This window comes from Pseudomonas songnenensis, from assembly GCF_003696315.1.
Classification (GTDB): Bacteria; Pseudomonadota; Gammaproteobacteria; order Pseudomonadales; family Pseudomonadaceae; genus Stutzerimonas; species Stutzerimonas songnenensis.
The window spans coordinates 298,482-320,723 of record NZ_RFFN01000005.1 but is presented as its reverse complement, the minus strand read 5'-3'; the positions used below and the strand labels follow the sequence as shown (position 1 = coordinate 320,723).

The 22,242-nt window shown below is 63.3% G+C and carries 21 protein-coding genes; 8 read left to right on the top strand and 13 right to left on the bottom strand.

The window, feature by feature from the left end:
* On the bottom strand, positions 1-140 hold a 140-nt coding region (locus tag EA798_RS21005; RefSeq protein WP_167462964.1), incomplete at its 3' end, for a hypothetical protein.
* Between the two features lie 209 nt (positions 141-349).
* A complete protein-coding gene (locus EA798_RS15565; protein WP_122099501.1) occupies positions 350-2,371 on the bottom strand; it encodes a TonB-dependent receptor in 2,022 nt (673 codons plus the stop codon).
* 227 nt (positions 2,372-2,598) lie between these two features.
* Between EA798_RS15565 and EA798_RS15560 the strand changes: the two genes are divergently transcribed.
* Positions 2,599-2,823, top strand: a complete 225-nt coding sequence (locus tag EA798_RS15560; protein ID WP_014819536.1) for a DUF3203 family protein — start codon at positions 2,599-2,601, stop codon at positions 2,821-2,823.
* Between the two features lie 173 nt (positions 2,824-2,996).
* Here the strand turns inward: EA798_RS15560 and putP are convergent, their stop codons facing one another.
* From putP to EA798_RS15545, 3 genes are all read right to left on the bottom strand, one after another.
* Entirely contained in the window at positions 2,997-4,481 is a 1,485-nt protein-coding gene (gene putP / locus EA798_RS15555) for a sodium/proline symporter PutP (protein ID WP_122099500.1), read from the bottom strand.
* Positions 4,482-4,680: 199 nt separating this feature from the next.
* Positions 4,681-7,842: a bifunctional proline dehydrogenase/L-glutamate gamma-semialdehyde dehydrogenase PutA gene (gene putA, locus EA798_RS15550; protein WP_122099499.1), complete on the bottom strand. Its 3,162-nt coding sequence runs from the start codon at positions 7,840-7,842 to the stop codon at positions 4,681-4,683.
* A 263-nt stretch (positions 7,843-8,105) separates the two neighbouring features.
* Positions 8,106-8,861, bottom strand: a complete 756-nt coding sequence (locus tag EA798_RS15545) for a helix-turn-helix domain-containing protein (RefSeq protein WP_122099498.1) — start codon at positions 8,859-8,861, stop codon at positions 8,106-8,108.
* Between the two features lie 125 nt (positions 8,862-8,986).
* On the opposite strand from EA798_RS15545, the gene lon reads away from it, so the two are divergent.
* From lon to cmoB, 5 genes are all read left to right on the top strand, one after another.
* Positions 8,987-11,374, top strand: coding sequence for an endopeptidase La (gene lon, locus EA798_RS15540; protein WP_122099497.1), 2,388 nt, complete (start codon positions 8,987-8,989; stop codon positions 11,372-11,374).
* Positions 11,375-11,521: 147 nt separating this feature from the next.
* The gene (locus EA798_RS15535) at positions 11,522-11,923 is read left to right on the top strand and encodes a protease inhibitor I42 family protein (protein WP_106155560.1); all 402 of its coding nucleotides are present in this window, start codon (positions 11,522-11,524) and stop codon (positions 11,921-11,923) included.
* An 86-nt stretch (positions 11,924-12,009) separates the two neighbouring features.
* Positions 12,010-12,579: a hypothetical protein gene (locus tag EA798_RS15530; RefSeq protein ID WP_106155561.1), complete on the top strand. Its 570-nt coding sequence runs from the start codon at positions 12,010-12,012 to the stop codon at positions 12,577-12,579.
* Between the two features lie 61 nt (positions 12,580-12,640).
* A complete protein-coding gene (cmoA, locus tag EA798_RS15525; RefSeq protein WP_106155562.1) occupies positions 12,641-13,384 on the top strand; it encodes a carboxy-S-adenosyl-L-methionine synthase CmoA in 744 nt (247 codons plus the stop codon).
* Positions 13,381-14,343: a tRNA 5-methoxyuridine(34)/uridine 5-oxyacetic acid(34) synthase CmoB gene (gene cmoB, locus EA798_RS15520; RefSeq protein ID WP_122099496.1), complete on the top strand. Its 963-nt coding sequence runs from the start codon at positions 13,381-13,383 to the stop codon at positions 14,341-14,343. Before cmoA ends, cmoB begins: the two co-directional genes overlap by 4 nt.
* Before the next feature lie 12 nt (positions 14,344-14,355).
* Here cmoB and EA798_RS15515 read toward each other — a convergent pair whose 3' ends face one another.
* Complete coding sequence (locus EA798_RS15515) at positions 14,356-14,631, bottom strand: hypothetical protein (protein ID WP_204156829.1); 276 nt, start codon at positions 14,629-14,631, stop codon at positions 14,356-14,358.
* A 136-nt stretch (positions 14,632-14,767) separates the two neighbouring features.
* Between EA798_RS15515 and EA798_RS15510 the strand changes: the two genes are divergently transcribed.
* Both EA798_RS15510 and EA798_RS15505 read left to right on the top strand, forming a co-directional pair.
* Entirely contained in the window at positions 14,768-15,724 is a 957-nt protein-coding gene (locus tag EA798_RS15510) for a LysR substrate-binding domain-containing protein (protein ID WP_122099495.1), read from the top strand.
* Complete coding sequence (locus tag EA798_RS15505; protein WP_106155565.1) at positions 15,709-15,915, top strand: DUF2905 domain-containing protein; 207 nt, start codon at positions 15,709-15,711, stop codon at positions 15,913-15,915. Before EA798_RS15510 ends, EA798_RS15505 begins: the two co-directional genes overlap by 16 nt.
* A 98-nt stretch (positions 15,916-16,013) precedes the next feature.
* Here the strand turns inward: EA798_RS15505 and pdxJ are convergent, their stop codons facing one another.
* The 7 genes from pdxJ to lepA all read right to left on the bottom strand — a co-directional run bounded on the left by pdxJ (position 16,014) and on the right by lepA (position 22,205).
* Positions 16,014-16,760, bottom strand: a complete 747-nt coding sequence (gene pdxJ, locus EA798_RS15500) for a pyridoxine 5'-phosphate synthase (protein ID WP_122099494.1) — start codon at positions 16,758-16,760, stop codon at positions 16,014-16,016.
* Positions 16,753-17,442, bottom strand: coding sequence for a DNA repair protein RecO (gene recO, locus EA798_RS15495; protein ID WP_122099493.1), 690 nt, complete (start codon positions 17,440-17,442; stop codon positions 16,753-16,755). Before recO ends, pdxJ begins: the two co-directional genes overlap by 8 nt.
* Before the next feature lie 48 nt (positions 17,443-17,490).
* Positions 17,491-18,402 (bottom strand): GTPase Era, encoded by a 912-nt coding sequence (gene era, locus EA798_RS15490; protein WP_106155568.1) that lies wholly within the window; start codon positions 18,400-18,402, stop codon positions 17,491-17,493.
* Positions 18,395-19,084, bottom strand: a complete 690-nt coding sequence (gene rnc / locus EA798_RS15485) for a ribonuclease III (protein WP_003302298.1) — start codon at positions 19,082-19,084, stop codon at positions 18,395-18,397. The genes era and rnc overlap by 8 nt, the downstream gene beginning before the upstream one ends.
* Positions 19,081-19,458: a DUF4845 domain-containing protein gene (locus tag EA798_RS15480; protein ID WP_106155569.1), complete on the bottom strand. Its 378-nt coding sequence runs from the start codon at positions 19,456-19,458 to the stop codon at positions 19,081-19,083. The genes rnc and EA798_RS15480 overlap by 4 nt, the downstream gene beginning before the upstream one ends.
* Positions 19,459-19,549: 91 nt before the next feature.
* The gene (lepB, locus tag EA798_RS15475; RefSeq protein ID WP_106155570.1) at positions 19,550-20,404 is read right to left on the bottom strand and encodes a signal peptidase I; all 855 of its coding nucleotides are present in this window, start codon (positions 20,402-20,404) and stop codon (positions 19,550-19,552) included.
* A 1-nt stretch (position 20,405) separates the two neighbouring features.
* On the bottom strand, positions 20,406-22,205 hold the full coding sequence (gene lepA, locus EA798_RS15470) for a translation elongation factor 4 (protein WP_015277831.1): 1,800 nt from the start codon (positions 22,203-22,205) through the stop codon (positions 20,406-20,408).
* Between the last annotated feature and the right edge of the window lie 37 nt (positions 22,206-22,242).

The following is a 22,242-nucleotide window of genomic DNA, read 5'->3' as shown; positions in this document are numbered from 1 at the left end:
GTGACGAAGCTGCCGAGGCTGCGGCCGCCGAGGATGTAGTCGGAGAAGTTCTTGGTGGCGCGGTAGGCGATGAAGCCGATCAGAATCATCGCCGCAATGTAGATCACGAAGGTGATCAGAGTGGGAGTGCTGACGTTCATGGGACTTGTTTTCCTTGTTGGTCCTGACGTTCCGCCACAGCCCGGGATGCGACCGGCACCCGCAACGGAGCAATCGAGGGGCGCAAGAATAGCGCGTCGCTGACATCCGCGCCCGTGACTGCGAAGTTCTCCCTCGCAGGGTCTGGCCTCTGCAAACGAAAAAGGGCCGGCAACCGGTGCCGACCCTTGCGCCGTGGCAATCAGCCGGATCAGAACGCCAGGCGCATGCCTACGGTCAGGTTGCGCCCGGGCAGCAGCACGTCGTCCTTGATGAAGGACGTGTGCTGGCGGGCCTTCTCGTCCAGCAGGTTGTTAGCCTTGAGGTAGAGCAGGTAATCGGTCTGGTTCAGCGAGCCGCTGTAACCCAGGCTGGCACCGAGCATGTTGTAGCCGCCGGTCTCGCTTTCGTAATCGGCCAGCTCGTCCTGACGCTGCACGCGATAGAACTCCAGCTGGCCGTTGAGCGCTGGGGTGAAGCTCTGATCCAGCCGCACACCCAGGCGATCGGCCGGGATGCGTGGCAGGTCGCCGCCACCGTCGCGCAACTTGCCGCGCACGTGATCGCCGAACAGGGTGAAGGCGGTGGCGTCGGTCGCCTGGAAGCGCACCTCCCCTTCGGCGCCGGTGAGCACGGCGTCCTGCTGGCGGTACTCGATCTCGCGGTAGCCACCACCGATGTCGTTGCCGGTATCGGCGGCATAGATGAAGTCGTCCACCTCGTTGCGGAAAACGCTGAGGCTGAAGGTCGTGCGGCCGGCGAACTTGCGCAGGGTGATCTCGGCGTTGTGCGAGGTTTCCTCCTCCAGGTCGACATTACCCAGCTCGACGGTGCGGGTCGCGGCATGCGGGCCGTTGGCGTACAGCTCTTCGGCGCTGGGCAGGCGTTGCGAGCGCGTGAGCGAGAAGCCCAGCGAGTACTGCGGAGCGAAGGTCCAGACCGCACCGGCGGACATCGAGGTGCCGCTGTGATCGGTATCCGGGCGGCCATCGGCATCGATGTCCTGCCATTCGTGGCGCAGGCCAAGTTCATAGCGCCAGGCGCCGGCGGTGTATTCCTCGAGCAGGAACAGGCCGTGATTGCGCGTCAGCGTCTGCGGCACGTAGGCCTCCTCGCCGAGGGCTTCGAAGTCACGCCGCAGGGTCTGTGCGCCGAGTACGCCGCGCCAGCCGAACAGCGGCTGATGGGTCAGTTCAAGGCGGGCGTCGGTGGCGTCATTGTTGAAGCGGGTGCCCACTTCACCGCCTTCGATTTCCTTGTGCTGATAGTCGCTGTGGCCGATGCGCAGCCGCGCCAGCTCGAAGCCCGGCAGCGGATCGCTCAGCTCGCCACGCAGATCCCAGCGTTTCTGGCGCATGTCGACATAAGGCACGCTGCCATGCTCGTCATGATCATGGTCGTCGTCATCGTCGTGATCATCATGGCCACCGCAGTGCCAGTCGCTGCCGTGGGTGTGGCAATCGGCGTGCTCATGGGCCAGCAGCCCGTAGCGGTTGTTCTGCTCACCATAGGCCATGCCGATGTAGCCACGCTCGCCGATGAAACTGGCGCCCAGGTTGAAGCTGTCGGTGTCGTTGTAGGAGCCTTCCTGCTTGCTCGGCGAGCCGGGGATTTCATAGGGATCGGCCTGGCGCTTGGTGCCTTCGGCACGTACGGCGAAGTTGCCGCTCCCGGCGGTGATGCCGAACACCCCTGCCCCTTCGTTGGCAACGCTGTTGGCGCGCAGTTCCAGCTCGCCTTCGTAGCCTTTCTCTGGCACGCGGGTGGGAATCTTCTTGTCGATGACGTTGACCACACCGCCGATGGCGCCGCCACCGTAGAGCAGGGTTGCCGGGCCCTTGAGCACCTCGATGCGCTCAGCCAGTAGCGGTTCGCTGGTCACCGCATGGTCGGGGCTTATGGTCGAAGCATCGAGCAACTCCACGCCATCGCTCAGCACCTTGACCCGGGCGCCGTCCAGTCCACGAATCACCGGACGCGCCGCACCGGCACCGAAGCTGCTGGAGCGTACACCCGGCAGGCTTTCCAGCGTTTCACCCAGCGTCGCCTCACGACGCAGCACCAGCTCGTCTCCCTCCATCACGGCAGCCGGCGTGGTCATCTCATGGCTCTGCTTGGCCAGGCCGCTGGCGCTGACCACGACCGATTGCAGTTCGACCGGCTCGGCGGCCCAGGCAGCCGGTACCAGGGCCAGGCTGATCGCCCAGGCCAGGGGGTGACGCTTCAGTTTCATGTGATTCTCCAGACAGTGGCGGTTGCCTTGCGAGGCAACCGAAGACGGCTGTGCGCCGGCAACCGGTAGCGGTGCCAGCTTCGCCGGACGAGAACTTAACATGTTATATCGTAACGTTTAACACTGTTTTTCTGGCGACGAGCACAACGGAAGGGCCTTCGATGTGGTCGAAATGGAAACGCCGTGCGACCCGCGCCCGGCTTTTGCACCGCTTCGGGAGACAGATCATGACCGTAGACATCGATACCACCACCGGCACCTGCGCCGTGGTTATCAACGGCAATACGCACCGCAGCGCCTTGATGGACGTCCGCATCACCACCGATCCCCAGGCACGTATGTCGGTGATGAATATCGACGGCACCAGCATCCACGTGCCGGAAGACGAAGCCGAACACCTGATCGCAGCAGGTGCCGTGGACGACCGTTCCAATCTGGTAGCGGACGACTGACACCAGGACCGGAAACGCAGAACCCCGGCTAGCCGGGGTTCTGCTGCGCAAGTACCGGCCGATGACCGAAACCGGCCACCTGCCTATGGTGGGCCTAGGCGCTCATACCACCTGCGCTGGTCAACCGGCGTGGTAATCCGCATCGGCTTCTNCGCTCATACCACCTGCGCTGGTCAACCGGCGTGGTAATCCGCATCGGCTTCTTCGAAGCGCTTGACGATGCTCGGGGCCGGCGCAGCGCCCAGCGTGCTCACGACATAGATGGCGATGCTGGCGAGGATGAAGCCCGGGATGATTTCGTACAGGCCCAGGCCGATGAACTCCTTCCACACCACCACGGTGACGGCACCGACCAGCATGCCGGCCAGCGCGCCATTGCGGGTCATGCGCTTCCACAGCAGCGAGATCAGCACCACCGGGCCGAACGCCGCACCGAAGCCGGCCCAGGCGTAGGACACCAGCCCCAGCACCTTGCTCTCCGGGTTGGAGGCGATGCCGATGGCGATCAGGGCGATCAGCAGCACCATCGCCCGGCCGACCCAGACCAGCTCGGTCTGCGACGCGCTTTTGCGCAGCATCGCCTTGTAGAAGTCCTGGGTTAGCGCGCTGGAGCTGACCAAGAGCTGCGCACTGAGGGTGCTCATCACCGCCGCCAGTACGCCGGAGAGGATGATGCCGGCAACCCACGGGTTGAACAGGATCTTCACCAGCTCCATGAACACGCGCTCACCGTTCTGGGTTACAGGGCCCGCCTGTTCCGGATGGCCGGCGAAATAAGCGATACCGAAAAAGCCCACCGCCACGGCGCCAGCCAGGGTGAGGATCATCCACGCCATGCCGATACGGCGGGCGTTGGGGATGGTCTTGATCGAGTCCGCCGCCATGAAGCGCACCAGGATGTGCGGCTGGCCGAAGTAACCCAGGCCCCAGGCCAGCAACGAGATGATCGCGACGAAGGAGAGCCCGCTGAACATGTCGAAGGCAGCCGGGTTCTGGGTGGCGATCGTATCCATCGCAGCGCCCATGTCACCCAGGGCGAGAATGACGAACACCGGGGTGATCAGCAGCGCGAAGATCATCAGCGTCGCCTGCACGGTGTCAGTCCAGCTCACCGCGAGAAAGCCACCGATGAACACATAGAGGATGGTCGCCGCCGCGCCGATCCACAGTGCGTATTCGTATGGCACGCCGAAGCTGCTCTCGAACAGCCGCGCACCGGCGACCACGCCCGAGGCGCAATAGATGGTGAAGAACACCAGAATCACCAGCGCAGAGAAGATCCGCAGCATGCGGCTCTCGTCCTCGAAGCGGTGCGAGAAGTAATCCGGCAGCGTCAGGGCGTTGTGGTTGTGCTCGGTGTGCACGCGCAGGCGACCGGCGACGAACAGCCAGTTGAGCCAGGCGCCGACGATCAGGCCGATGGCGATCCAGCTTTCAGACAGACCGGCGACGAAGATCGCACCGGGCAGGCCCATCAGCAGCCAGCCGCTCATGTCCGAGGCACCGGCCGACAGCGCGGTGACGAAGCTGCCGAGGCTGCGACCGCCGAGGATGTAGTCGTCGAAGTTCTTGGTGGCGCGGTAAGCGACGAATCCGATCAGGATCATCGCCGCGATGTAGATCAGAAAGGTGATCAGCGTGGGTGTACTGATGCTCATGTGTGTCCCTCGTTAGTTGTTGTTCGGCGCAACGCGAGCGGACCCGCACCGCACCTTGGCAGAGGGCGATGGCGAAAAGGCCATCACCTGTGACAGGCCCAACGGGGCCCGTCAGTGGCGGAAGAGCGTCCGCCAACTGTCCAATTGTTGTTGTGATCCGGCCGCGTGTGCGGCCGGTGACTGATGCATGGGCGAGTGTTCAGTCGTCGCCCAGAGACAGCAGCGAGGCGTTGCCGCCCACCGCCGTGGTATTGGTGGAGGTGGTGCGCTCGTTGGCGAAGCGCAGCAGGTAGCTGGGGCCGCCCGCCTTCGGACCGGTGCCGGACAGGCCACAGCCGCCGAACGGCTGCACGCCGACTACGGCACCAATCTGGTTGCGATTGACATAGAGGTTGCCGACCCGCGCCAGTTGCTCGATGCGTTCGGCGGTTTCCTCGTTGCGGCTGTGTACGCCGAGGGTGAGGCCGTAGCCGGTGCCGTTGATTGCCGCGACGACCTTTTCCAGGTCCGCCGCGTCGTAACGCACCACGTGCAGCACCGGGCCGAACTGTTCCTTCTTCAGCTGGTGAATGCCGTCGATCTCGAAGGCCACCGGTGCCACGAAGTGACCGTTCAGGCCAGCCGGTAATGACGCCTCGGCGATCAGGCGCCCTTCGCTCTTGAGCTGCTGGATATGCGCCAGCAGGCCTTCGCGGGCTTCCTGGTCGATCACCGGGCCGATGTCGTTCTCGCGCAGATGGGTCGGGCCGATCTTCAGCTCGGCCATGGCGCCCTTGAGCAGCTCGATCACGCGGTCGGCGATATCACGCTGCACGTAGAGCACGCGCAAGGCCGAACAACGCTGGCCGGCACTGGTGAAGGCGGAGCCGACGGCATCCTTGATCACCTGCTCGGGCAGCGCCGTGGAGTCGACGATCATCGCGTTCTGCCCGCCGGTCTCGGCGATCAGTGTGGCGATCGGGCCTTCCTTCTCGGCCAGCTGGCGATTGATGATGCGCGCCGTGTCGGTCGAACCGGTGAAGCACACACCGACCACCCGCGGATCGCGACAGAACACGCCGCCCAGGGTGGCGCCGTCGCCCGGCAGGAAGGCGATCGCCTCCTTCGGCAGGCCGGCTTCGAACATCAGTTCAAGCGCACGCGCAGCGATCAGGCTGGTCTGCTCGGCCGGCTTGGCCAGCACGGTGTTGCCGGCCACCAGTGCCGCGCTGATCTGGCCGAGGTAGATCGCCAGCGGGAAATTCCACGGGCTGACGCAGACGAACACGCCGCGGCCTTCATGGAACAGCTCGTTGCGCTCGCCGGTCGGGCCTTTCAGCTCTTCGCGGCCGAGTTTCTGCCGCGCCTGCTGCGCGTAGTAACGGCAGAAATCCACCGCCTCGCGCACCTCGTCGATACCGTCCTGCAGCGACTTGCCGGCTTCCACGGTACACAGCGCCATCAGCTCGGCGCGGTGCTGCTCCAGCAGATCACCCAGACGCTCCAGCACGGCGGCACGGGCTTCCACCGGCGTGGCATTCCAGGTCGGCCAGTAAGCTGCCAGGCGATCAACGGCCTGGCGCGCCTGCTCGGCGCTGGCGAACTGGGCCTGGCCGACAACCTTGTTCAGGTCATAGGGGCAATGCACCTCGGACGGCGTACCGGCCAGGGTCCGCCCGGCGATGACCGGTGCGGCCTGCCACTGGCGCTCGAGGAAAGGTTGGTAGGCGCTGGCCAGGTCGTTCCATTGGTTCTGGATATTCATGTTGATCCCTTGGGAGTTCTTGCGATTGCCGAACAGCGCCGGCGGCAGCGGAATGCGCGGGTTGCCAGGTGCGGCGAATCTGCGTAGCTGGGTTACCGGGTGATCGATCAGCGATTCGACCGGCACGCGCGGGTCGACCAGCTGGTGGACGAACGACGAGTTGGCGCCGTTCTCCAGCAGGCGACGCACCAGATAGGGCAGCAGGTCCTTGTGCGCACCGACCGGCGCATAGATGCGCACGTTCTTGCGGTACTTCTCGATCACCGTGTCGTACAGCGCATCGCCCATGCCGTGCAGGCGCTGGAACTCGAACTCGCGCGGCTGTGAGGTTTCCTCGGCCATGGCCAGGATGCAGCTGACGGTGTGCGCGTTGTGGCTGGCGAACTGCGGGTAGATCACCCCACGGGTGTGCTCGGACAACAGGTAGCGCGCGCAGGCCAGGTAGGAGGTGTCGGTACCTTCCTTGCGGGTATAGACGGGGTAGCCATCCAGGCCCTGGACCTGGCACTGCTTGATCTCGCTGTCCCAGTAGGCGCCCTTTACCAGTCGCAGCGGAATGCGCTCGCCAAGCTCGCGACCGAGCAAGGTCAACCAGACCAGCACCGGCAGGCAGCGCTTGGAATAGGCCTGGATGACCAGGCCGAACTCACCCCAGCCGGCGATGGCCGGGTCGCGCAGGAGTTTTTCGTACAGCTCCAGCGACAGCTCGAGGCGATCGGCCTCTTCGGCATCGATGGTGATCCCGACGTTCAGCCGTCGCGCGAGGACGGCCAGTTCACGGACGCTGGCGAACAACTCGCTCAGCACGCGTTCGCGTTGGGCGACTTCATAGCGCGGATGCAGCGCCGACAACTTGATCGATACCGACGGCCGCGGGCCCTTGCCGACCTGCGGCTCGGCGCCCACGGTTTCCACGGCCTGACGGTAGTCGGCCATGTACTTGGCGGCGTCTTCGGCGGTCAGCGCCGCCTCACCGAGCATGTCGAACGAATAGGTGTAGCCCTTCTCGCGCTCGGGACGACCGTTCTTCAAGGCTTCGGAAATGGTGCGGCCAAGCACGAACTGCTTGCCCATCAGCTTCATCGCCTGGTTCATTGCGCTGCGGATCACCGGCTCACCGGAGCGCTTGAGCAAACGACCGATGACGTTCTTCGGCCGGCCATCGGCGGTTTCCGGATCGACCACCTTACCGGTCATCACCAGCCCCCAGGCGGCGAAGTTGACCAGCACGTTGTCGCTCTGGCCGAGGTGGCGTTCCCACTCGGCGGCGTTGAGCTTGTCGCGGATCAGCGCGTCAGCCGTGGCGGCATCCGGCACGCGCAGCAGCGCTTCGGCCAGGCACATCAGCATCAGCCCTTCCTGGGTGTCCAGGCTGTACTGGCGCAGCAGCGCGTCGAGGGTGTCGACGGCATTGTCGCGTCCGCGCACGGCTTCGATCAGGCTGCGGGCACGCTCGCGAATGGCGGCGATGCCTGCCTCGCCGGGATCGGCAAGCTGCAGCAGTTCGGTGAGATATTGCGCCTCGTCAACGGCGTAGTTGGCGCTGATGGCGGGAAAGAATTCCGCGGCTTTCTGGTTGGCAAAGGCGCCATCCAGCACGTGACCGGCCTTGAACATGCGCCGCTCCTCTTGTGATTGTGTCTGCTTATAGGTCTAGTCCACGGCCAGGCTGTTGGTGCAGCACAAGACAATGAGCCAGGTCGGGAGACGGAATGTAGGGGCAGCGTGAGGCGTCGTTCTTGCGCAAAACTACGGAAGTTTTACGAAAAACTACGAAAGCCGGACGCCGAAATACGGCGGCAATGAAAGCGCACCAGGATGGCGCAGGAATATGCGCCTGATAGCTGAAGAGCCCGGAAACAGGGCGATCAGGAGAACGCTCAGGAATCGGACTTGCGCAATCCGCGAGGGGTCAGACCGAGGTAGCGGCGGGTCGCCGTGGTCAGTGCGCTCTGACTGGAGAAGCCGCACTCCTCGGCAATCCGCACCAGTGGCAGCGGCGTTTCGCGCAGCAGGCGGGCGGCGCGATCGAGGCGGGTCTTGAGCAGGTACTGGTGCGGCGTAAGGCCGACGCAATCCTTGAACTGGGCGTGGAAGTGGCTTGGGCTGAGGCAGACCACCTGGGCCAACTCGGCGACGGTGATGCGCCGCGCCAGATTGTCCTGGATATGGTTGTCGAGGCGCTGCAGATCGAGCGGACCGGCCGGTCGCTGCTGGGACTCGCCGAACAACCGCAGATGCAGTGCCCGCAACAGCACACCACCCAGCGCGCGGGCCAGCAGCGGATCGCTGCCGTAGCGCGCCAGCTCGGCACCGGCGTAGGCCAGCAGGTTCTGGAAATCAGCATCCAGCGCCGGGTAGCGTGGCGCCTCGAACAGGCGGGCCAACAGCGCAGGGTCGTCGGTGACGACATCCTGCTCGTCCAGATCGATGATCAGCATGCGGTTGTCGCCCATGCCGGCGAAGCCATGATCGGCATCGCCCGGCACCAGACAGGCGCGCATCCGGCAGACTTCGCCACCCGAGCCATTGACCTCGAATTCCGCGCGCCCAGAGAGCGACATCACCAGCTGGTGATAGTCGTGGGCGTGCTGGTGAGTCTGGTCATCCAGGCGAAGCAGACGGGCGTTGAGCATGATGGGCACCTGTGCGTGCAAGCACTGTACCGAAGCCGGCATGAAGTGCCCACCCCCAAGCGACGGGATTGAAATCATCTGCGCCACCACCCATCTAAGGTGCACGTATTCGCAACGGGTGCCGCATGAACGACGACGTCAATCAGGATCATATCGAGCAGGAAATCATCTCCTCCAACGGTCTCGTACTGCCCGATCAACAGCAGCCGGACAAGCTCTACATCATCCCGGTGCACAACCGGCCGTTCTTCCCGGCGCAGGTGTTGCCGGTGATCGTCAACGAAGACCCCTGGGCCGAAACCCTGGATCGCGTGGCGAAGACGCCGCATCAGCGAGTGGCCCTGTTCTTCGTCGATTCGCCAGTGCTGGACATGGCCACGTTCGACCCGGACAGCCTGCCCGAACACGGCACCATGGTTCGCGTGCACCACGCCTCACAGGAGGGTGGCAAGCTGCAGTTCGTCGCCCAGGGCCTGGCGCGGGTGCGCATCCGCGGCTGGCTGCGGCGCAAGCCGCCGTATCTGGTAGAAGTCGATTACCCGAAGAGCGATGACGACCCGCGTGACGAGGTGAAGGCCTACGGCATGGCGCTGATCAACGCGATCAAGGAGCTGCTTCCGCTCAACCCGCTGTACAGCGAGGAGCTGAAGAACTACCTGAACCGCTTCAGCCCCAACGACCCGTCGCCGCTTTCGGACTTCGCTGCCGCGCTGACCACCGCGCCTGGCGTGGAGTTGCAGGAAGTGCTGGATACCGTGCCAGTGCTCAAGCGCATGGAGAAGGTGCTGCCGCTACTGCGCAAGGAAGTGGAAGTCGCCAGGCTGCAGAAGGAGCTGACCGGTGAGGTGAATCGCAAGATCGGCGAGCGTCAGCGCGAGTTCTTTCTCAAGGAACAGCTGAAGATCATCCAGCGCGAGCTGGGTATCACCAAGGACGACAAGAGTGCCGACGCCGACGAGTTCCGCGCGCGCCTGGAAGGCAAGGTGGTGCCACCGGCCGCGCAGAAGCGCATCGACGAGGAACTGAACAAGCTGTCGATCCTCGAGACCGGCTCGCCGGAATATGCCGTCACCCGCAACTACCTCGACTGGGCCACCGCCCTGCCCTGGGGTGTGTACGGCCAGGACAAGCTCGACCTCAAGCGTGCGCGCAAGGTACTGGACAAGCACCACGCCGGGCTCGATGACATCAAGAACCGCATTCTCGAGTTTCTCGCCGTCGGTGCTTTCAAGGGCGAGATCGCCGGCTCCATCGTGCTGCTGGTCGGCCCGCCGGGCGTGGGCAAGACCAGTATCGGCAAGTCCATTGCCGAATCACTCGGCCGGCCGTTCTATCGTTTCAGCGTCGGCGGGATGCGCGACGAGGCGGAGATCAAGGGTCACCGTCGTACCTACATCGGTGCCCTGCCCGGCAAGCTGGTGCAGGCGCTCAAGGATGTCGAGGTGATGAACCCGGTGATCATGCTCGACGAGATCGACAAGCTCAGCAGCAGCTACCAGGGCGATCCGGCCTCGGCGCTGCTGGAGACGCTGGACCCGGAACAGAACGTCGAATTCCTCGACCATTACCTGGACCTGCGCCTGGACCTGTCCAAGGTGCTGTTCGTCTGCACGGCCAACACGCTGGATTCGATCCCTGGTCCGCTGCTCGACCGCATGGAGGTGATCCGCCTGTCCGGCTACATCGCCGAGGAGAAGCTGGCCATTGCCAAGCGCCACCTGTGGCCGAAGCTGCTGGACAAGACCGGCGTGCCCAAGCAACGCCTCGCCATCAGCGACAGCGCCATGAAAGCGGTGATCGAAGGCTATGCCCGCGAGGCGGGTGTGCGTCAGCTGGAGAAGCAGCTGGGCAAGCTGGTGCGCAAGGCGGTGGTCAAGCTGCTGGAAGACCCGCAAGCGGAGCTGAAGATCACGCCGAAGGACCTGGAAAGCTACCTCGGCAAACCGGTGTTCCGCAGCGAACAGGTGCTCTCCGGCGTCGGCGTGATCACCGGTCTGGCCTGGACCAGCATGGGCGGCGCGACTCTGCCGATCGAGGCCACGCGCATCCACACGCTCAACCGCGGCTTCAAGCTCACCGGTAAGCTCGGTGACGTGATGAAAGAGTCGGCAGAGATTGCCTACAGCTACGTCAGCTCGAACCTGAAAACCTTCAAGGGCGACCCGCAGTTCTTCGACCAGGCCTTCGTGCACCTGCACGTGCCGGAGGGCGCCACACCGAAGGACGGCCCCAGCGCCGGCATCACCATGGCCAGCGCGCTGCTGTCGCTGGCACGCAACCAGCCGCCGAAGAAGGGCGTGGCCATGACCGGCGAGCTGACGCTGACCGGCCACGTATTGCCGATCGGCGGGGTACGCGAGAAGGTCATCGCCGCGCGGCGGCAGAAGATCTTCGAGCTGATCCTGCCGGACGCCAACCACGGTGACTTCGAAGAACTGCCGGACTACCTGAAGGAAGGTCTGACGGTGCACTTCGCCAAGCGCTTCGCCGACGTGGCCAAGGTGCTCTTCTGAAGGTAACGCCAGGCAAGCGGTACGCCTGCCTGGCGGCAACCGCCATCAGTGCTCGAGCGTTCGGAGCCCGGCCACTGGGAGTCAAGGCTTGGGCTGAGACACCGGGGCGGCTATCCTCTTGGCAAACCATCCGACTGGTGCCGCTCCATGCCCTTCGTCCGTCGCGCGTTATTGCCTGCCGCCGCGCTTCTGCTCAGCGCTTGCGCACAGCAGGCGCCCAATACCCTCACGCTGGATAATCAGGCCCGCAGCTGCCAGCCCATGCAGCTGAGCCAGGGTCAGGAATTCAACCTGCGCCTGCCGAGCAACCCGACCACGGGCTTTCGCTGGTCGCTGCGCTCCGACGGCGCGCCGCAGCTTAAACTGCTCGGCCCCGAGGTCTATACCGTTCCCGAAAAAGCCGGAGTCGTCGGTGGTGCCGGGGTGTCCACCTGGCGTTTCCGCGCGGCCACCAGCGGCGAGGCGAACCTGGCGCTCGAGTACGCAAGGCCATGGGAGCGCGACGTCGCCCCGGCTCAGCGCTTTGACTGCCGTATCCGCGTGAAATAATCGATACCAGCGGTGCCGTTCCCCTGCGCCACAGCCGAAAATCGCCTATACCGATTACAGGGACAACGTAGTCGGGGGGACATGTCATGGACGGCTTCAGATTGTGCCTGCTCTGCTGTGCGCTGCCGTTGCTTGCCGGCTGCGGCAACCTGCTACCCAGTGAACGCGCCGAGGTCAGCTCCGGTTTCCGCGACTATCTCGACGCCGAGACCAGCTTCGCCCGTGCCACTCCGGGCAGTACGACCCGCGCCGAATTGTTCAAGCTGGGTTTCGACCCGCAGCATGGCGGCAACGGCCGCATCCTCTCGTTTCTGGATGTCAGGCAGCTGTTCGTGCAACCGAACATTCCGATCGAATACCTGCCTGACAGCCTGGTGACCTGTCTACAGGCCAAGGACCGCTGCACCGGCTACGCCTTCGAATATACCCAGACCGACAGCCAGCGCGTCGGCAGCTTCTGGGCGGACGTGCTGAACTTCCGCAAGAACCGTCAGGTACAGGGCTGGAACCTGCGAGCGGTGTTCGTGCTGGTGGACGACACGCTGGTGCACAAGGTCAGTAATGGCGAGCCGCAGATCCGGCGCTATCAGGTTCAGCGCAACCCGCTCGGACCACTGCAGGGTGCCGGCGAGTTTCTTTCCGACCAGCTGAAATAAGCGAACCTGGCGCGCACTTGGGCTAAAATGCGCGCCTTTTTTGCTTCGCCGGAACACAGCTGTGACGCAACTTCCCGACCGAATCTATGCCACCCCGCAGGCGCAGATCGCCGACTTCGTATTCAACGAGGACGTGGTGCGCGTGTTTCCCGACATGATCAAGCGCTCCGTCCCCGGCTATCCAACGATTGTCGAAAACATCGGCGTGATCGCCGCGCAGTTCGCGCAGCCGAATACCCACCTGTACGACCTCGGCTGCTCGCTGGGTGCGGTCACCCAGGCCCTGCGTCGCCACGTGAAGGTCGACAACTGCCAGGTGATCGCCGTGGACAACTCTGCGGCGATGGTCGAGCGCTGCCGCGAGTACCTGCACGGGCAGGATTCGATGTTCCAGGAGCTGCTGCCGGTCGAGGTTATCGAGGGCGACATCCTGGCTTTGCAGTTCCGGCCGAGCTCACTGGTGGCGTTGAACTTCACGCTGCAATTCATTGCGCCGGAACATCGCCCGGCGCTGCTCGGCCGCATTCGCCAGGCGCTGGTGCCTGGCGGGGCGTTGATCCTGTCGGAGAAACTGCGCTTCGAGGACGACAGCGAACAACAACTACTGACCGACCTGCACGTCGCCTTCAAGCGTGCCAATGGCTACAGCGAACTGGAAATCGCGCAGAAACGCAGCGCCATCGAGAACGTGATGAAGCCGGACAGTCTGCAAACCCATCGCCAACGACTGCTGGACGCCGGCTTCTCCCAGGTTGTGCCCTGGTTCCAGTGCCTGAACTTCGCTTCACTGATCGCTCTGCCATGAATCTCGACCTGACTCCCCTCGCCTGGCGCCTGGCCGGCACACCTCTCGCCGCCTGGGCCAACGACGTTCAACAGCAACTGGACGCCAAACTCGCCATCGGTCATGGCGATCTGCCGCGCTGGCGGCGTGCCGTCGATGCGCTGCCAGCCCTGGCCCCCGTGCAGGTCGAGCTGCGTGATGGCTTCCGCCTCGACGCAACCTGTGACGAGGCCACGCGCGAAGCCACCCGCGAGGCCTTGATGGGCCTGTCGCCATGGCGCAAGGGCCCATTCGATGTGTTCGGCGTGCACGTCGATACCGAATGGCGTTCGGACTGGAAATGGGACCGCGTTGCACCGCACCTGGATCTCGTCGGCAAGCGCATCCTCGATGTCGGTTGCGGCAACGGCTACTACATGTGGCGCATGCTCGGCGCCGGCGCCGACAGCGTGGTCGGGGTGGACCCGAACTGGCTGTTCTTCTGCCAGTTCCATGCAATGAAGCGCTACCTGCAGGAGCTGCCGGTCTGGCATCTGCCCTTCGCCCTGGAAGAGCTGCCGGCCAGGCTGGAAGGCTTCGAGACGGTCTTTTCCATGGGCGTGCTCTATCACCGCCGCTCACCGGTCGACCACCTGCTCGACCTCAAGGATTGTCTGGTACGCGGCGGTGAGCTGGTTCTGGAGACGCTGGTGGTCGAAGGCGACGAGAACACTGCACTGGTGCCGGAAGACCGCTATGCACAGATGCGCAACGTCTGGTTCCTGCCCTCGGTAAAAGCGCTGGAATGCTGGCTGCGCCGCGCTGGCTTCGTCGACGTGCGCTGCGTGGACGTCAGCGTGACCAGCATTGAGGAACAGCGCAGCACCGAGTGGATGCGCTATCAGTCACTACCCGACTTCCTTGATCCAGAAGACCACGGCAAAACCGTCGAAGGTCTGCCGGCGCCCATGCGCGCCGTACTCCTCGCCCGCAAGCCTTAGCCGGCTAACCGCTCAGCGTCGGCGCCTCGATGCACGGCGCTGCGCTACGAGTTGCTGCAAGGGCACGTCAGCCATCGCACTGATGCGTTGCCGATCCAGATCGCGCGCGGCCAGCTCGCGATCATCCAGTAGCAGCAATTGCCGATACAGCCGCCGTTGCCGCCAGGCGCAGAACCAATCGTGCACGCTGCGCTGCAGATCCAGTGGCCACATGGCTGGCATATAGAAGTCCGGCACCTGGGGTTCGGCCTGTTGCCGAGCGGCGTTCTTGCGTTGTTCGACCATCATGCTCACCTCCGCTTCGCTCGGGTGACAGCTCACTGGTTGTGGCGCCACCGGTTGCCGACAGGATGAGCGGGAGTTGATCGTTCAAACAAACGACTAATATGAAACTCTTCGTTCAGAAAAACTGAAGCATGGACACATGACAGAGCCACTCGAGCAAACGCCTGCCACCGCTACGCCGCTGCTGGAAAGCGATGTACTGCGCACCTTCGTCGCGATCGCGGAAAGCGGCAGCTTCACCCGTGCCGCCGGACAGATCTATCGCAGCACTTCCGCCGCCAGCATGCAGATCAAACGTCTTGAAGAAACCCTCGGGCACTCTTTGTTCGTACGCGAAGCCAGGCAGGTACGCCTGACACCGGCCGGCGAGACGCTGCTCGGCTATGCGCGGCGCCTGCTCAAGCTCAACGAAGAAGCGGTCGCCCAGTTCCGGCAGCCGACGCTGCAGGGGCGGGTACGCTTCGGCACCCCGGCGGATGTCGGTACGCGTATCCTGCCCGGTCTGCTGGCCCTATTCGCGCGCAGTCATCCTGGCGTCGAGGTGGACGTCTCGGTAGCCCGCAGCATCGACATGATCGAACGCATCGACACCGGCGAACTGGACCTGGCCTTGGTCACCATCGGCAACCTCGGCCAGGATGATTCGCGGGGCGAGCCGGTGCATAGCGAACCACTGGTGTGGGCCGGACGCAGCGGTGGCATTGCGGCGCTGCACTCACCGCTTCCACTGGCGCTGGCCAGCCCCGACTGCGCCTGGCGTCGGCAGGCGCTGGATGCGCTCGATCGGATCGGCCGCCACTACCGTATCGCCTATTCGAGCGAGCAGACCTCCGGCCAGGAAGCGGCGATGATCGCCGATCTCGCCATCGCGCCCTACCCCGCGAGCCTGCTCCGCCCTCCCCTGCAACGCCTGGATGGGCAGTACGGACTACCGCCGCTGGGTGACTATCGAATCAACTTGCTGCGTGGCAGCAATCGGAGCGAAGCGGTCGACATCCTGGCAGAACAGGTGATCGCCGCCTTCGTCGAATATCGAAACCCGCGCAGCGGCCGTCGGGCCGAGCCAAGCGAGGAAATGAAATGGCACGCTGGATGATCATCGCAGGCGCGGCCCTACTTCTGCTTGGCGTTGCCTGGCACTACTTTCCCTGGTTGCTGAACTGGTTCGGCCGGTTGCCCGGCGACATTCGCATCGAGTCCGAGCGCAGCCGGGTATTCATTCCGATCACCTCAATGGTGATTCTGAGCGTTGTGCTGACCGTACTGATCAACCTGTTCCGCCGCTGAGGCCTCGCCGTATTCGCTGAGGAGCAGCTTGCCCGCGAATCACGCTGTCTACGCAGCGGCTCCGGGGACGTCACCGTACCTCAAGTACCCTAGCTCGCTCAGCCCCGTGCCGCCGCGCTCAGGATCAGGTGCTTCATTTCCTTGACCGCCTGCTTGAAGCCAACGAACAGCGCATGGGCGACGATGGCGTGGCCAATGTTCAGTTCATTTACGCCACGAATGGCGGCAATGGCCTCGGCATTGTGGTAATGCAGGCCATGCCCGGCATTGACGATCAGCCCGTGGCTTAGCCCGGCTTCGACGCCATCGCGAATGCGCGCCAGCTCGCAGGCACGCTCCGCCACGCTGTGTGCATCGGCATAGCGGCCGGTGTGCAGTTCGATGGCCGGCGCACCGACCCGCGCCGCCGCCTCGATCTGCCGCGGATCGGCATCGATGAACAGCGACACTTCCGCGCCACAGGCACGCAAGCGCTCCACCGCCTCGCGAATGCGCACCTCCTGGCCGGCAACATCCAGCCCGCCCTCGGTAGTCAGTTCCTGGCGGGTTTCCGGAACCAGGCAGACGTGCTCCGGGCGCAGCTGCTCGGCAAAGGCCAGCATCGCCTCGGTGACGCCCATTTCGAAGTTCATTCGTGTCTGCAGCGCGTCCTTCATCATCAGCACATCGCGTTCCTGGACATGCCGGCGATCTTCACGCAGGTGCACGGTGATGCCGTCCGCGCCGGCTTCTTCAGCGTCCAGCGCGGCCTTGACCGGGTCCGGATAGCGGGTACCGCGAGCCTGACGCAGGGTGGCGACATGGTCGACGTTGACGCCGAGCAGGATTCGATTGGCTTCAGTCACGCGGGGCCTCCTTCAGATTCATGAACAGTTCGCGGCTGACCAGCGGTCGACCGCCCAGATGAGGTGCGAGGGCTTGGCGCATCAGCCGCTTGGCCGCCGCGAGCGCGCCGGGAACCTGCCAGTCGGCCTCGGCCATAGCGAGGAGTTCAGCGCCATTGAACAGCCCCGGCTGAAACCCGGCGACCACTTCCAGGCCGGCATCGGGCAGCAGGCGGTACTGCCGTCGCGGGTCGATCGGCTCCCCGGCAATATCCACATCAAGGGCAAAACCATAGCCCAACTCGTCAAGCAGCCGCCATTCGAAGGAACGCAGCAGCGGCTCGAGGGGGCGGTGTGCGGCCAGGGCTGGCAGGGTGGCGACGTAATGCTCGAACAGTGCGGGGTGTGCGTCTTCCATGGGCAGCAGGCGTATCAGCAGCTCGTTGAGGTACATGCCGCTGAACAACGCCTGACCATCGAGCCAGTGCGATGGCCCAGCACTTTCGAGACGAGCAACCGTCTTCAGCTCCGATTTGCCGCGCAACTCCACTTCGAGGGTCACGAACGGACGGATCAAGCTACCGGCCTTGCCTCGCGCCGCACGCATGACCGCACGCAGCCGACCCTGTGGCGTGAACAGGTCGACCAGCGCGCTGCTTTCCTTGTAGGGGCGACTGTGCAGAACGAAAGCAGGCTGGTGCATGTCAGGCCAGAAGGTGCGCGATGCGCACGGGTGATTGCCGTTCGGCGCTTACTGGTAGCCCAGCGAATGCAGCGCACGCTCGTCGTCGGACCAGCCGCCCTTCACCTTGACCCACAGGTGGAGCATGACCTTGGAGTCGAACAGCACCTCCATGTCCTTGCGCGCTTCCTGGCCGATGCGTTTGATGCGCTCGCCCTTGTCACCAATGATGATCTTCTTCTGCCCGTCACGCTCGACCAGAATCAGCGCGTGGATGTGCAGCACGCGGCCTTCCTGCTTGAAGTCCTCGATCTCCACGGTGATCTGGTAAGGCACCTCGGCGCCAAGCTGACGCATGATCTTCTCGCGCACCAGCTCGGCGGCGAGGAAGCGGCTGCTGCGGTCGGTGATCTGGTCTTCCGGGAAGAAATGTTCGCTCTCGGGCAAACGGTCGGCGACCAGCTTTTCCAGCGTTTCGAGATTCTGTCCATGCTGCGCCGATATCGGCACGATCTCGGCATTCGGCAGTTGTTCGGCGAGCCAGCGCAGGTGCGGCAGCAACTCCGCCTTGTCTTCGACACGGTCGGTCTTGTTGACGGCGACGATCAGCGGCCCGGTAACGTATTGCACGCGCTCCAGCACGGCCTGGTCTTCATCGGTCCAGCGGGTGCGGTCGACAACGAAGATGACCACGTCTACGTCCTTCAACGCCGATGCCGCCGTGCGGTTCATATAACGGTTCAGCGCGGTTTCACCGTTCTTGTGCAGCCCTGGCGTATCGACATAAACCGCCTGCACACTGCCTTCGGTCTTGATGCCGAGCATGTTGTGGCGGGTGGTTTGCGGTTTGCGCGAGGTGATCGCAAGCTTCTGCCCGAGGATATGGTTGAGCAGCGTCGACTTGCCGACGTTCGGCCGGCCGACGATCGCGACATAACCGCAACGGCTGACGTCTTCGGGTTGTAGCTGTTCGTCAGTCATGTCCGTTCTCCACGCCGAGGGCGATCAGTGCGGCTGCCGCGGCAACCTGTTCGGCAATGCGGCGACTGGCGCCCTGCCCATGCGTTTTTTCGTTCAGCAAAGCCACCTGACACTCGACGAAGAAGGTGCGGCAATGCGGTTCGCCCTGGATGTCCACCACCTCGTAACGCGGCAGCTCGCAGGCACGCGACTGCAGAAATTCCTGCAGTCGTGTCTTCGGATCCTTGTTGGTATCGACCAGGGTCAGCCCCTGCAGCTCGTTAGCCAGCCAGGCAACGACCCGCTCGCGAGCCACGTCCATCCCGGCGTCAAGGTAGATGGCCCCGATCAGTGCCTCGAGCGTGTCGGCCAGAATCGATTCGCGACGGTAGCCACCGCTCTTGAGTTCACCGGAGCCCAGGCGCAGGTATTCGCCAAGCTCGAAACCACGCGCCAGCACTGCAAGCGTCTCACCCTTGACCAGCCGCGCGCGCAGCCGCGACAGCTGCCCTTCACGGGCCTGCGGGAAGTGATTGAACAGAGCCTCGCCGGCGACGAAGTTGAGGATGGCGTCGCCAAGGAACTCCAGACGCTCGTTGTTGCGTCCGGCGTAGCTACGATGGGTCAGAGCCAGGAGCATCAGCTCCTGGTCCTTGAATTGATAACCGAGCCTGCGCTCGAGACGGGCTAACGAAGTGCTCACGGCATCCTTAGGCGATATTCTTTGTCGAAGTTCGCCACCAGATCGAGATTGCGGATCAGCGGCTCGCGTTTTTCGTATTTCAGGTGCGCCCTGAACTCGTTGTTCTGGATCTCGACCTTCAGTGCATCCCTGAGATCAATGTTCTGGATGCCGTTGACCTGCATCCCCTTGCTGACATGACTATAGAACTCCCCAACGCTGCGAATCTCAAGCGCTTCGTCGGTTTCCACGGACTGGATGATCTTGTCCATGGACATGTAGTCAAAATAATGCGGGAACATCTTGAACCCGGTGCTGGCCACAAACGCCACAACCGCCAGGACCATGATCCAGCTCAGCATGGACAGCCCTTTTTGCGAACGCGCAAAACTCATGTCGACCTCTATGTCGTTGCGATACCCACCGATCGGGGCAGGACAAATATAGCGAGCCCGGCTCGCCCAGCGAGGGCCCCAATTCACAGCTTCAGTGAATCAGGCCCACGCGGGAGAAATTCGGCAGGTTGCTGAGCTTTGGATCAGGCCAGCTCATCCAGACCGCAAAAGCCTTGCCGACGATATTGCGATCCGGGACCATGCCGGCGAGCTCGGCGGGAATCGACTCGTCCTGCCAATAACGGCTGTCGTTCGAATTATCGCGGTTGTCGCCCATCATGAAGTAATGCTCGGCCGGAACGGTCCATTGCCGGCTCGGCTCGATGCGGTAACGCCCCATTTCCTTGCGAATCAGGTGCTCGACCTCACCCAGCCTCTCGCGATACAGGACGGCGCTGCCGAGGCTACCCGGCTCTTCGCCGACCAGGGTCTCGGCGACCGGCTGGTCGTTGACGAACAGACGGCGATCACTGCTGTAGCGCACAACGTCGCCAGGCACGCCGACAACCCGCTTGATGTAGTTGATGCTCGGTTCGTTGGGATAGCGGAACACCATGACGTCGCCGCGTTTCGGATCACTGACCTCGATGACCTTGGTATCCGCCACCGGCAGGCGAATACCGTAGGCGAATTTGTTCACCAGGATGAAATCGCCAACTTCCAACGTCGGGATCATCGAACCGGACGGAATCTGGAAAGGTTCGACAAGAAACGAACGCAGCACCAGCACGATAGCCAGTACCGGGAAGAACGATTTGCCGTACTCGATCAGTACCGGTTCCTTGTTCAACGCTTCGAGCGTCGATGGATCGATTTCCCCGGTGCGCCCTTCATAGTTGGCGATCGCAGCCCGGCGGCGAGGTGCGAAGAACAACAAATCGCTCAACGCCAACAGGCCACACACGGCCACCGCAATAACCAGCAACAACGGGAAGTTGATCGACATGTCAGCTATCCACCTTCAGCACGGCGAGGAAGGCCTCTTGCGGGATTTCGACGTTGCCGACCTGCTTCATGCGCTTCTTGCCCGCCTTCTGCTTCTCAAGCAGCTTGCGCTTACGGCTGACGTCACCGCCATAGCACTTGGCCAAAACGTTCTTACGCAGCGCCTTGACCGTGCTGCGCGCGACAATCTGGCCGCCGAGCGCCGCCTGAATCGCCACGTCGAACATCTGCCGCGGAATCAGCTCTTTCATCTTCTCTACGAGGATGCGGCCTTTGTAATGGGCGTTGTCGCGATGAACGATCAGCGCCAGCGCGTCGACCTTGTCACCGTTGATGAGGATGTCCAGCCGCGTCAGGTTGGCCGACTGGAAGCACTCGAAGCTGTAATCCAGCGAGGCGTAACCGCGACTGCAGGACTTCAGGCGATCGAAGAAGTCCAGCACCACCTCGCTCATCGGCAGGTCGTAGCGTACCTGCACCTGAGTCCCGAGGAACTGCAGGTCGCGCTGCACCCCGCGCTTCTCGATGCACAGCGTGATGACGTTACCCAGATGCTCTTGCGGCACGAGGATGTTGGCGCGCACGATCGGCTCGCGCATATCCTCGATGGACGACATATCCGGCAGCTTGGAAGGGCTGTCGACATAGATGGTGTCGCCGTTCTTCAGCAGAATCTCGTAGACCACGGTGGGCGCGGTGGTAATCAGATCCAGGTCGTATTCGCGCTCCAGGCGCTCCTGGATGATTTCCATGTGCAGCATGCCGAGAAAGCCGATACGGAAGCCGAAGCCCAGCGCATCGGAGCTTTCCGGCTCGTACTGCAGCGCGGCGTCGTTCAGGGTCAGCTTTTGCAGCGCTTCGCGGAAATCCTCGAAATCGTCCGAGCTGACCGGGAACAGGCCGGCATAGACCTGCGGCTTGACGCGCTTAAAGCCGGGCAGCATTTCCACATCGGGTGTGCTTGACAGCGTCAGGGTGTCGCCCACGGGGGCGCCGTGGATATCCTTGATGCCGGCGATGATGAAGCCGACTTCACCGGCCTTCAGATCAGCCGTGGCGGTGTGCTTGGGATTGAATACGCCGACGCTGTCGACCTGGTGGACCTTCCCGGTGGACTTCACCAGCACCTTGTCGCCCTTCTTGATACGACCGTGACGTACCCGCACCAGCGAGACGACGCCCAGGTAGTTGTCGAACCAGGAATCGATGATCAGCGCCTGCAAGGGCGCCTCGATATCACCGGTTGGCGGAGGAATCACTGCGACCAGACGCTCGAGTACTTCATCGACGCCCATACCGCTCTTGGCACTGCAGGCAACCGCGTCGGTGGCATCGATACCGATGATGTGCTCGATCTCGTCCTTGACCTTCTCCGGGTCGGCCTGCGGCAGATCCATCTTGTTCAGCACAGGCATCACTTCCAGGCCCTGCTCGATCGCTGTGTAGCAGTTGGCGACCGACTGCGCCTCGACGCCCTGGCCGGCGTCAACCACCAGCAACGCACCCTCGCAGGCGGCCAGCGAACGGCTGACTTCATAGGTGAAGTCGACGTGGCCGGGCGTGTCGATGAAGTTCAGCTGGTAGGTTTTGCCATCGCGAGCAGGGTAGTAAAGCGTGACGCTGTGGGCCTTGATGGTAATGCCGCGCTCGCGCTCGAGATCCATCGAGTCCAGCACCTGGGCTTCCATTTCACGCTCGGTCAGACCACCGCACATCTGGATGAAACGGTCTGCCAAGGTCGACTTACCGTGATCGATATGGGCGATGATGGAAAAATTGCGGATATGACTCAGGTCACTCACAGCTCAACACTCGGAAAAGACGCGGACCGATTGCCCG